We start from the raw sequence: 11151 nt of genomic DNA, 5'->3' as shown, positions 1-11151 counted from the left end.
CGGCGTGTTAGTTCACCAGTTCCAGCCTGTTGTCCTTGACCCGGTACGACTGCAGCTTCGACATGAAACTCATGCCGATCAGCGTCGATGACAGGGCCTTGTCATCCAGCACGAAGGCCTCGACATCGTCGACGGAAATCGCACCGATTTCCATCTTGTCGAGATTGACCAGCGCCGCACGGGTCACCCCGTTGGCGGTCCGCACCTGGTGCCTGAAATCCGAGTTCGCGAGTCCCAGGCCAAGAGTGCGTGCGGTCGACACGTTGATCGCCACATAGGTCGCCCCGGTATCGATAAGACCCTTGATGAGCCGGCCGTTGATACGAAAATCCGAAGAAAAGTGACCATCACCGGTCATGGGTATGACAGCCGCGCGCACACCCGTGGCGTAATGGGCCTTTGGCTGGGCTTTCGCGGTTTGCGGCTGATATGCAACCGGCCTCGCGGACGCCGCTTCCGGAGCGGTCTCGCTGGCAAGAAAAGATGAGATATCCTGCGCATAGTAGGGCAGGCCCGAGATGGCGAGCACAGCGCAGGAGACGAGGAAGATGTTCTTGATCATGCCGGTACTCCAGAAGGTACCGGTCCATTCAACCTGTTCAAGGCTAACAGCCGGTGAAGCCGCGGCTCCTCCCGGTCAAAACCCGATTGCTTGGTTAAGAGACCGCAAACGTCCTATTTGGTGCCGTACATGCGATCGCCCGCGTCTCCGAGGCCCGGGACGATATAGCCCTGCTCGTTGAGATGGCTGTCGATGGAGGCCGTGTAGATCGGCACATCCGGGTGGGCGGTCTGGAAATTGCGGATACCTTCCGGCGCCGCCAGCAGGCAGAGAAAGCGGATGTTGCGCGCCCCGCGCTCCTTGAGCTTGTCAATCGAGGCGATCGAGGAGTTGCCGGTGGCAAGCATCGGATCGACGACGATGATCAGCCGGTTGCTGACATCTTCCGGCGCCTTGAAATAGTACTCGATCGCTTCGAGCGTTTCGTGGTCCCGGTAAACACCGATATGCGCGACACGGGCGGAGGGCACCAGATCCAGCATGCCTTCAAGCAGACCGTTGCCTGCGCGCAGGATCGAGGCAAACACCAGCTTCTTGCCTTCAAGAACCGGAGCATCGATTTCCTTCAGCGGAGTTTCGATCCGCTCCATGGTCAGTTCGAGATCGCGGGTGACTTCGTAGCACAGCAGTGTCGAAATCTCCCTGAGGAGCCGGCGAAAACCTGCTGTCGAGGTTTCCTTCTTGCGCATGATGGTGAGCTTGTGCTGCACCAGCGGATGATCGATGACCGTTACGCCGTCCATTTTGTCCTGCCTTGACGCTATGACCGCGTTCCGCTCCGGTTGTGAAAACCGGAAAGCGGGTTTGCGCGGCCCTTAAAAATCTACGTCTCCGACACAAAAGGGTGCCCGGGAGCGTGATCTACCTTTTTTGATTTAGACACCGATTGGCAGCTTCCGGCAACCATTTGAACGGTATTCAGGCAAGCTGTCCCAAGAGAAATGCCCTTGTCGGCTCGTCAAGGAACGCCGCTTCGATCGATGTGCGGGTGATTCCGGTCAACATCGCGTCGTCGTAGCCCCATGCGTCTGCGGCCATCTGGTATTCCCGGCCGATGGAGCTGCCAAAATGCGGCGGGTCATCCGAACTCAACGTCACCTTCACGCCGGCCCGCCGAAGCCGGTCAAAAGGATGGCTTGCGATGTCCGGAAACACATTGAGGGCGAGATTGGAGCCGGGGCACACCTCGAGCACCACCCCTGTATCCGCGATTCTCTGGACAAGTGTCTTGTCCTCGATCGCCCTCACGCCGTGACCTATGCGGGCCGGGCGGACGTGATCCAGCGCATCGCGCACGCTTTCGGCTCCCGCAAGTTCTCCCGCGTGGATGGTGATGCCAAGCCCGGCGTCGCGGGCAATGTCAAAGGCGCGGGCAAAATCGGCAACCCTGCCGAACCGCTCTTCGCCGGCCATGCCGAAGCCGGTGATCAGCGGGTGCGGCTTGCTGCTGGCGAGCCTCGCTGCGGCTTCCACCTTCTCCGCTCCGAGATGCCGCACGCCGACAATGATCATTCGGCATTCGATCCCGGTCGAGGCCTTCGCTGCGGCTATGCCATCGGCCAGCCCGTCGAAATAGGCTGCCGGAGACAATCCGGCGGCCGCCGCGTGATCGGGTGAAACGAAGATCTCCGCATAGATGGCGTTTTCAGCGGCAATGCCTTCGAGATAGGTCCGCGCCAGCAGCGCGTAGTCCTCTTCGCTGCGAAACAGTGAGGCGGCGCCGTCATAGGCCACAAGAAATTCGGTGAAATCTGACCAGACATAAGCTTCATCAGAGATGAAACCGGACACATCCGCATTGTACTTGCGTGCCTGTGCCTTCACCAGGGCCGGGGAAGCGGCGCCCTCGATATGGCAATGCAGCTCGGCCTTCTTGATCCTCGTTGTCACAGGAAGCTCCTTCCATTGCCGGTTGCAGGCAGGCCCAGATGTTGCGCCAGCGTGGCGCCGATATCGGCATAAGTCGAGCGAACACCGATGTCGCGCGGGGCGATACCGGGACCGAAGCCCAGCACCGGAACGCGCTCACGGGTGTGATCGGTGCCGCGCCAGGTAGGGTCACAGCCGTGATCCGCCGTCATGATCACCAGGTCTCCGCGTTTGAGAAGCTTGGCAAAGCGCGGCAGCATTGCATCGAGCGCTTCCAGCGCCGCGGCATACCCCGCCACATCCCGGCGATGCCCGTAGAGCATGTCGAAATCGACGAAATTGGTAAACACCAGGTCCCCGTCCTGAGCATCTTGCGTGGCCTTCAACGTTGCTTCGAAGAGCGCTGGGTTGCCGCTCGCCTTGCGCACATCGGTGACACCCTGATGGGCATAGATATCGCCGATCTTGCCCACTGCGAACACGCGGTGACCGCTTTCGCTGACCTGATCGAGCAAGGTCGGTCCCGGCGGAGGAACCGAAAAGTCGCGCCGGTTGCCGGTCCGGTCAAACCCCGCCTTGACCGATCCAACGAAAGGCCGGGCTATCACGCGTCCGATGTTGAGCGGATCGACCAGCTTGCGCACGATCTGGCACAGTTCGATCAGCCGCTCCAGGCCGAAAGTCTCCTCGTGAGCGGCAATCTGGAACACCGAATCCGACGATGTATAGCAGATCGGCTTTCCGGTCTTGATGTGCTCCTCGCCCAGCCGGGCAATGATCTCGGTCCCCGATGCATGACAGTTCCCCAGGATACCCGGCAATCCCGCTTCCGATACGATGGCCGAAACGAGGTCGTCACTGAATGCCGGCCCGTCATCGGGAAAATACCCCCAGTCGAACATCACCGGCTGACCGGCAATCTCCCAGTGACCCGAGGGTGTGTCCTTGCCATGCGACACTTCGCTGGCCGCGCCGTGGATGCCGCGCGGGCGGGAGGCAAGCGTCCAGCCCGCGGGCAGGTCACCGGTGGCTGTCAGCGCCGCTTCGGCAAGACCGAGCGACTGCATATGCGGCAAGGCTAGCGGGCCCTTGCGCAGGTCGGCTCTGTCAGCCAGGCCCGCCGCACATTGCTCCGCGATGTGGCCGAGTGTATTGGCCCCCAGGTCGCCATAGGCCTCCGCATCCGGGGCGCCGCCTATGCCAAAGGAATCAAGAACAAACAGGAATGCGCGTGCCATCAAGAAATCTCCAATTGAACGGCAGGTTAGCCGGTTTGATGCATGACCGGAAGACGTCGAAGCGCTCGTGCGCGGTAACCTTGTTTTCACCATAACCGTGCAAATTCGGCCGGTCGTGGTATAGACCCCTCATGGTTATGATCAAGCGCATTGTCGGACTTGCAGGATGCTTTCGCGCGCTCGGTGCCGCGGCGATCTGGGCAACGGTTTTCTGTGCGGCCACGGCGCGCGCGGATTACCGTGAATCGGTGCCGATCCTGCGCATAGGCCTGGTAGAGACCCATGTTGCGGCAACCGATCCGGTGAAGCTGGAAGCGGTCCGGCGTGCCTTCGCCGATGCGCTTTCGATCCCTGTGGAAATCATCAAGCTTGGCAGTTACACCGCACTGATCGATGCTCATGCAAGCGGCCGTGTCGGTTACGCCATCCATTCCGCGAAGTCTTTCGCAGCCACGGACGCGGCCTGCGGCTGTGTGCGTGCCCTGCGCAGCCCGGTTGCCGCCGATGGCTCGACCGGCTTCCGTTCGGTGCTGGTGGCGCGCGAGGGGGTCAACAGACCGGTCTCGGAACTCAGGGTGGGCTATTCCGACGAAGCGTCGGTTTCGGGCTGGCAAATCCCGCGCCAGGCCATCCGGTCGGGCAGTCTGGACCAACCGGTTCTGGTCCGTGCCGGCAGCGTTTCATCCGTCATCGAACTCTACCAATCCGGCCAGGTCGATGGTTTCTTCGCCTGGCTGCCGGATATTCCCGGTGATCAGGGCTCGGATATCGCGCGCCTGTTCGGCGGCTGGAACCAGGCCGGCATCAGCTCGGCAGATCCGCTGCGGATCCTCTGGTCCTCCCAGCCCATTCGCTATGGCCCGCATGCCATGCACCGGTCCCTGCCCGATGATCTCGGCGAGGCTCTCGGATCCTTTCTTGATGGGATGCCAAACTCGGCTCCGGGCCTGCTTGACCTGCTCGAGCCCGCCTTTGCGGGAGGCTACATCACACCGGGTCCTGACGATTACCGCAGTGTCAGGGGGCTGGTCGAAGCCTTGTCCGACCAGCAGTCCGCGATAACGCTGCAGTGATCAGCAATTGCTGCAGGTGACGCTGTCGCCGACGCGCTGACGAAGATGGTAGGTTTTCTTCATGTGGAGGGTCCGGACGTCGATGTTCTTGATGTCGGGCATGATCACCAGAAGCTTGTGGTCCATTTCCAGTTCGGTGCGAACCAGGAATGTGTTCGGAATTGCCAGGTCCTTCGGCAAAGCCTGATCGGAACCCACAGTGTAAGGCCGTGTGTTGTCCTGCTGCCAGGACCATGCAGTCTTGCCTTTTCCCGCCCCATCGATCGCAATGCCGGTGACCTTGACCTCGACGCCTTCCGCACGGAACGGCATCATCACGCTCTGGGCCACGTTCACCATGGAGGCCAGCGTCGCCTTGTTGACCGTTTCGTCCTGCGTGACCAGATCCGCGACCGTGCTTGCGGCACGCGCGAGCTTCTTGTTGACCGACATGGCCACGGAAATTTCCAGCGACCCCATATAGAGAACGATCAGTACGGGCGCGATCAGTGCAAACTCCACCGCGCCCACACCGGAGCGGTCACCGCGGAGCTTTCGCACCGTCTGGTTTGCCGCCATCAGAATGCCTCTCATCGGCTTACTTCCTTGTGATTTGCGCTCTGCCATATTTGTCATCCTGCAGCTCACGGGTAGTTTTCGTTGCGGAACGCGGCGGTTGCCACCATCAGATAGTCGCGCGGCATTTCGCCATCCTTGCGGATATTGGTGATGAAGGGTCTGACCAGATCGGTCATCACTTCCCACCGGTAATAGGCGCGAACGATATTGATGCTCTTCGGGCCGCCCGGCTTGTAATCGAAGCTGGAGGGATCAAGGTCGGCGAACTGACTGTTGCTGGCTTTCGGAATGTAGTTCGGAATGGCCGAGAAGGTCGCGAACTCGCGGACATCGAGATAGAGCTTCTGGTCGTCCGGATCCTCCTCGTCTGCGCAGGTGATCATCAGGCTGATCTCGGCACAGAACTTGGTGCGGAACTCCTCTTCGGTCACGTTCTTGAACTGGCCGGTACGGATCTGCCGGGCCATCGTGTCCACCGCGTTTTCCAGCAGCTGTTCACCGGCAAATGCAACAAAGGCTTCGATGGTGGCGAAGATCAGAAGAAAGAACGGGAAGGCCAGCAATGCGAACTCGATGGCAGCCGTCCCGTCGCGCGAGCGGCGGAAACGGGCCAGCCGACGCCGCATGCGCCGCGGTGGCTTTCGCATGTTAGTGATGTGATCGTCGACATTCATCGTCGGACTCCCGGACACTCGTTTCCTGAGAGCAACGCTAGGCCAAACTGGTTGAATAATGGTAACGCCAGCAACAACAAGCTCGCCGGCTGGTTAACAGGTTCTGAAGATCGGGAATGTCAGGCGGATGGCGGATAAGACCGGATCACGGACTTACGGCCGCTGTCGGAACGTGTTCTTCACAGGCTGGGGAGCAGGAATAGACCGACCGTGAAGTCTGCTTGAAAACACGCAGCGTGTTGGCCTCGTCCACCGATACCAGAATGCGTTCATCGACAATCGCATCGCCGGCCTGGTCGAGAATGACCAGGTTGGTGGTTCCGTAGGACTTGCCGGTCAGGACGATGGTCTGTGGATCGGACACGGTCACATCAGCCACATTGGCGTTTCCGATGATCACCTTGCTCACAGAGCGGTCCAGCTTGAGGATGCGGGCATGATCCATGAACACCCGGATGACGTCTTCCGCCGCATGGGCCGGCAGCGACGCCATCAGAGCCAGGGCCGCACCACAAGCCATTGTTGCGAGCCGGCGATAGGCGGGAAGGGTGTGAATCATGCCGTTTCCTCGGAATTGCGATTACGTCCCTAAAATCGCCGGGATTGGTGAACGAAGGCTTAAGGCTGGATGATCAACATCAATTCTTCGCAAAATGGGCAATTTGCATCCATCGTGGTGGCGGTTCCGGCCTGTGATATCGCACTTTCGGCCGACTCCTTATAATAGGGGCGCAGCAAGGCGGTGCTGGAAACGGAAGGACGGCCGCGCCCTGATCCGGAAGCGTGCCTTCCGCGTAAGACTTTGGAGCGGGTTGCAGCCACCGATAATTTAGAAGGCTGTTTACCATGCGTATGGCTTTGACCGCGAAAGATTTTACTAACCTTGTTCGTTAAGCGGTTTGAAAACCCCCTCTCCTATGATCGTGACATCCGACCAACCGAAGCAGCTGGCGGAGTGCTGAAAACACAAGTGGATGAAGGAACAAACCCATGAAGAATCTTTTCGATCGTTTCGTCAAAGACGAATCCGGCGCCACTGCAATCGAGTACGGCCTCATCGCCGCCCTTATCTCGGTCGCACTCATCACCGGCGCCACCACGCTGGGCAACGCCCTGAACAACCAGTTCAACGCCCTGTCCGGCAAGCTGAACTACACCGGCTGATACCCGGTTGTCTTCAGACAAGACACAATCATGAAATGGCCGCCTCTAGGGGCGGCCTTTTTGCGTCTTGGGCCTGTTGTGGTTTGTTAATGTCTTTGTCTTAGCCTCCCGTGCAGATTCAGGAGTGACGCAATGGTAGAGGCCGCGATTTTTGTCATCTTCCCGCTCTGCGTGGCCATGGCAGCATTCTGCGATTTCATTTCAATGAAAATACCGAACAGGATTTCAGTCATCCTGGCGGTTTCCTTCTTTGTAGTCGCGCCCTTCAGCGGCATGGACTTGATGACGATAGCCTGGTCTGTTGCTGCAGCGCTTGTTGTTTTTGCCGGTTGTTTCACCCTGTTTGCGTTCAACGTGATGGGTGGTGGGGACGCCAAGATCTTAAGCGCCGCGGCCCTCTGGTACGGCTTCAACGTCAATCTCGTCGCATTTCTCGGGTTCACCGGGATTTTTGGCGGCGTCCTCGCCCTTGTGGTCCTGATGATCCGCGCAAACCAGAACCAGCTTCTGGTCTCGCCGATTCCGCTTCCAATGCATTTCTTCAGGGATCGCGAGGGAATACCCTACGGCGTCGCCATTGGTGTTGCGGCCTTCGCCACCTATCCTCAGACAGAGATCTTTCTGCATGCGCTTGGTCGCCTGAGCTGAGAGCGGCGATCAGGCTGCGGCCGCAGCCCTAACCGCGCCTCGCGCAGATCACCAAAGACACGTTCACCGTCGCAGGCTTGCTGAAGCTCTGCCGGCGCAATTTGTGCTGCTTGTCGGGCATCTGGAGCGCCTTGGGCTCACCGGCTGGCCAATCCACTCGATCCGCACCAGCCGTGGGCAATCTTCCGTTAACCCTGTTTGCTACCGGGTCATTAACCATAATTACACGATTGCCAATGCATTCTGCCGCCAGCGTACCCAATATCCGTTCGAGGAAACAGTATGAAAACCCCGCGCGTCGTCATCATGTCAGTGGCAGTCCTGGCCGCAGGATTGGCCGGATATCTGGCCATGAACCTGACTTCTCCGACCGTTCAGGTGACTGAAATGTCCTCGGAGCCGGTTATCGAAAAGATGCCGACCATCGACGTGCTTGTGACAACCGCAAATCTGCCGGTGGGGGCGCGTCTTGGCGAAGACTCCCTGGAGTGGAAGGGCTGGCCCGAAGACGGCGTGATCGAGGGGCTGATTCGGCGCGACAACCGACCTGATGCAATCAGTGAACTCACTGGCGTGGTTGTGCGCCTGCCATTGTTTGCCGGTGAACCCTTGCGCAACGAAAAGATCGTCGATTCGTCTTCGCGCATCATGTCCTCGCTGCTCCCGGCAGGGAAACGGGCCATAGCCACCGAAATCTCGGTTGCAACCAGCGCGGGCGGCTTCATACTGCCCAATGACCGTGTCGACGTGATCATGGTCCGCCGCAAGACCGGAGAGGAGGGGTTCCTCACCGAGGTCATTCTCTCCAACATCCGGATCCTGGCGATCGACCAGCGGATCGAGGAAAATGCGGACGGCAGCCGCACCGCGGTCGGAACGACGGCCACGCTCGAGCTGACGCCCGATCAAACAAAAATCATCACCGTCGCCCAGCAGATGGCCGACCGGCTGACACTCGCCCTGCGCAGTGTTGCCGACGTCCAGGAGTCCGACAGCGACGGTGCGAAATATCTCTTGAGCGGCGAAGACGGCAGTGCGGCCATCCAGCTGATCCGCTCCGGCACCATAACCAAAGTTGGCGCCACCAACTGAAGCGGAGAATGAACGTGCGTCATATTGCAAAATCGCTCCTGGCATCCTTCACCAGCTTTGCGCTGGTCAGTTCGACCATGGTGGCCGGCCTCGGGCTGGATCCGTCCAGCGGCCGGATCATGTCTTCGGCTGCTGCCGCGGAAAGTGTTATCAAGATCAAGCGGACCGGTCCCGGCACCAGCAGGCGGGTCAAGCTTGGCCTGAACAAGGCGATCGTGGTTGATCTGCCCACCGACGCTCACGACATTCTCGTGGCCGACCCGAGCCTCGCCGATGCGGTCACCCGGACCTCCCGCAGGCTTTATCTGTTCGGCAAGACCGTCGGTCAGACAAACATCTTCATCTTCGGTCCCAATGGCGAGGAAATCGTCGCCATTGAACTCGAGATCGAACGCGATGTGGCGGGTCTTCAAGCCTATCTCAGCCGCTTCATTCCCGACTCGGACATCCAGGTGGAAATTCTCTCCGACAACATCGTTCTGACCGGCTCGGTGCGCACACCGCAGGATGCGGCGCAGGCCGCAAGCCTGGCTGACATCTTCCTGACCGGCGGTGAGGCCACAACCCGTGTCACCACAGCGACCAGTGAAGGCGGAGATGCGGCGATCAACGCCGAAGCCCGCCAGAAATCGAAGATCGTCAATCTGCTCAAGATAGACGGCGAGGATCAGGTTACGCTCAAGGTCACGGTTGCCGAGGTCAGTCGTCAGGTGCTCAAGCAGCTTGGCTTCAATTCGTCCATCACCGGCACATCGGCACGCTTCGTCAATTCGAACCCGGCCAATCTGGGAACGCTCAGCACCGGCTTAAACTATGCTCAGCTTGCCAAGACAATCGGCGGCGCCAGCGTCAGCAGCTATGTCAACGCCATGGAACAGGCCGGTGTCATGCGCACGCTGGCGGAGCCGAGCCTCACAGCCATCTCCGGAGAAAGCGCAAGGTTCTACGTCGGCGGTTCGTTCCAGTTGCGCAACGAGGTTGATTACGACGACAACGGCAGGGCGACCTATACCGATCGTGAGGTCGAGTACGGAATTCGCCTGAACTTCACCCCGGTTGTGCTGTCGCCGGGCCGCATATCGCTCAAGGTTTTGACCGAGGTTTCCGAGCCGAGCTTCGAGGATTCCACATCGCTTCAGGGAGCCGGTGGGGCCCCCGGCCTGACCCGGCTCTCGATCAAGCGCCGCGAGGCGGAAACCGCGGTGGAACTGCCATCAGGCGGCTCGATCGTGCTGGCGGGTCTTGTCCAGGACAACATCCGCCAGGCCATGTCGGGTTATCCCGGGCTTTCCAAGGTTCCGGTTTTCGGCACGCTTTTCCGCAGCCGGGACTTTGTCCGCAACGAGACCGAACTGGTCATCATTGCCACGCCTTACATCGTCAAGCCCGTTGCCCGCAGCGAAATCGCTCGTCCGGATGACAACTTCAATGCGGCCAGCGACGGAGCGGGCTTCTTTCTCGGGCGGGTCAACCGGGTTTATGGCCGGATGGAAACCGAACTGCCGCCCGGCCGGTATCACGGCGTTGTCGGCTTCATTTACAAGTGATCAGGAACCTTACCATGTCGAGCAAGAACACTGTTCCCGCCACTCCTGATCTGCGAACCCTCAGAACAGCCGCCGCACCTTTGCTGGTCGCCGTCTCGCTGCTGTCCGGCTGTGCCGGATGGCCCGGCCACAGCGTCACCGTGGGTGCTGTCCCCGATGACTACCGGACCAACCATCCGATCATCGTTGCTGAACAGGAACGCACCGTCGACCTCCCGGTGGCCTCCGGTGATCGCCAGCTGACAATTTCCATGCGCGAGATCGCGCGCGGCGCGGCCCAGAACTACCGGTCGAGCGCGTCCGGCGCGGTTCGCATAATGGTGCCGGTAGGCTCCGGCAATGCCGGCGCGGCTTCGGTGCTTGCGCCCCAGGTGGCCGATATCCTGCGCAAGGAAGGCGTGCCGGGTGATCGCATCATTTCCTCTCCCTACCACGTGTCTTCTCCCGAAGACGCGGCCCCGATCCGCATTGCCTTCATGGCCATGACCGCCTCCACCGGAGAATGCGGACGCTGGCCCGACGATCTCCTGGCCAACACCTCGGAGAACAAGCACTACGCCAATTTCGGCTGCGCCAGCCAGAACAACCTGGCCGCCCAGATCTCCAATCCGGGTGATCTCATCGCGCCGCGCGGCATGACCCCGATCGATGCCGAACGGCGTTCGGCCGTGATCGAAGCCTATCGGACCAACGGTGCGATAGCAGGCAACTGATGAGCTGGCGAAA

General features: G+C 60.0%; 13 protein-coding genes. 6 read left to right on the top strand and 7 right to left on the bottom strand.

The genetic code is table 11. From position 1 onward, the window contains the following. Positions 1-7: 7 nt before the first annotated feature. The 4 genes from SPHINGO391_RS22395 to SPHINGO391_RS22380 all read right to left on the bottom strand — a co-directional run bounded on the left by SPHINGO391_RS22395 (position 8) and on the right by SPHINGO391_RS22380 (position 3669). Positions 8-562, bottom strand: a complete 555-nt coding sequence (locus SPHINGO391_RS22395) for a TIGR02281 family clan AA aspartic protease (protein WP_152010917.1) — start codon at positions 560-562, stop codon at positions 8-10. Positions 563-675: 113 nt separating this feature from the next. After that, positions 676-1305 carry a uracil phosphoribosyltransferase gene (gene upp / locus SPHINGO391_RS22390; RefSeq protein ID WP_152010916.1) on the bottom strand — a complete coding sequence of 210 codons (630 nt, stop codon included), beginning with the start codon at positions 1303-1305 and terminating at the stop codon, positions 676-678. A 175-nt stretch (positions 1306-1480) separates the two neighbouring features. Beyond that, positions 1481-2452 carry an adenosine deaminase gene (locus tag SPHINGO391_RS22385; protein WP_152010915.1) on the bottom strand — a complete coding sequence of 324 codons (972 nt, stop codon included), beginning with the start codon at positions 2450-2452 and terminating at the stop codon, positions 1481-1483. After that, complete coding sequence (locus SPHINGO391_RS22380) at positions 2449-3669, bottom strand: phosphopentomutase (RefSeq protein ID WP_152010914.1); 1221 nt, start codon at positions 3667-3669, stop codon at positions 2449-2451. Before SPHINGO391_RS22380 ends, SPHINGO391_RS22385 begins: the two co-directional genes overlap by 4 nt. Positions 3670-3800: 131 nt before the next feature. On the opposite strand from SPHINGO391_RS22380, the gene SPHINGO391_RS22375 reads away from it, so the two are divergent. Next, positions 3801-4742 carry a PhnD/SsuA/transferrin family substrate-binding protein gene (locus SPHINGO391_RS22375; protein ID WP_152010913.1) on the top strand — a complete coding sequence of 314 codons (942 nt, stop codon included), beginning with the start codon at positions 3801-3803 and terminating at the stop codon, positions 4740-4742. On the opposite strand, the gene SPHINGO391_RS22370 is transcribed toward SPHINGO391_RS22375, so the two are convergent. From SPHINGO391_RS22370 to SPHINGO391_RS22360, 3 genes are all read right to left on the bottom strand, one after another. Continuing rightward, positions 4743-5315 (bottom strand): TadE/TadG family type IV pilus assembly protein, encoded by a 573-nt coding sequence (locus SPHINGO391_RS22370; protein ID WP_193217382.1) that lies wholly within the window; start codon positions 5313-5315, stop codon positions 4743-4745. A 50-nt stretch (positions 5316-5365) separates the two neighbouring features. After that, positions 5366-5947 (bottom strand): TadE/TadG family type IV pilus assembly protein, encoded by a 582-nt coding sequence (locus SPHINGO391_RS22365; protein WP_244615480.1) that lies wholly within the window; start codon positions 5945-5947, stop codon positions 5366-5368. 172 nt (positions 5948-6119) lie between these two features. After that, positions 6120-6533: a pilus assembly protein N-terminal domain-containing protein gene (locus SPHINGO391_RS22360; RefSeq protein ID WP_152010910.1), complete on the bottom strand. Its 414-nt coding sequence runs from the start codon at positions 6531-6533 to the stop codon at positions 6120-6122. A gap of 431 nt (positions 6534-6964) precedes the next feature. On the opposite strand from SPHINGO391_RS22360, the gene SPHINGO391_RS22355 reads away from it, so the two are divergent. From SPHINGO391_RS22355 to SPHINGO391_RS22335, 5 genes are all read left to right on the top strand, one after another. Then, on the top strand, positions 6965-7138 hold the full coding sequence (locus SPHINGO391_RS22355; protein ID WP_152010909.1) for a Flp family type IVb pilin: 174 nt from the start codon (positions 6965-6967) through the stop codon (positions 7136-7138). A 132-nt stretch (positions 7139-7270) separates the two neighbouring features. Continuing rightward, positions 7271-7786, top strand: coding sequence for a prepilin peptidase (locus SPHINGO391_RS22350; RefSeq protein WP_152010908.1), 516 nt, complete (start codon positions 7271-7273; stop codon positions 7784-7786). Positions 7787-8068: 282 nt separating this feature from the next. After that, positions 8069-8878 carry a Flp pilus assembly protein CpaB gene (gene cpaB / locus SPHINGO391_RS22345; RefSeq protein WP_152010907.1) on the top strand — a complete coding sequence of 270 codons (810 nt, stop codon included), beginning with the start codon at positions 8069-8071 and terminating at the stop codon, positions 8876-8878. A gap of 77 nt (positions 8879-8955) precedes the next feature. Next, positions 8956-10425, top strand: coding sequence for a type II and III secretion system protein family protein (locus SPHINGO391_RS22340; protein WP_244615478.1), 1470 nt, complete (start codon positions 8956-8958; stop codon positions 10423-10425). A gap of 14 nt (positions 10426-10439) precedes the next feature. Beyond that, a complete protein-coding gene (locus tag SPHINGO391_RS22335) occupies positions 10440-11138 on the top strand; it encodes a CpaD family pilus assembly lipoprotein (RefSeq protein ID WP_152010905.1) in 699 nt (232 codons plus the stop codon). The last annotated feature ends 13 nt before the right edge of the window (positions 11139-11151 follow it).

Origin of the sequence: Hoeflea sp. EC-HK425 (genome assembly GCF_902498795.1) — a bacterium.
Taxonomy (GTDB): Bacteria; Pseudomonadota; Alphaproteobacteria; order Rhizobiales; family Rhizobiaceae; genus Hoeflea; species Hoeflea alexandrii.
Note: the sequence above shows the minus strand (reverse complement) of the source record. Positions and strands in the feature narration are given on the sequence as shown.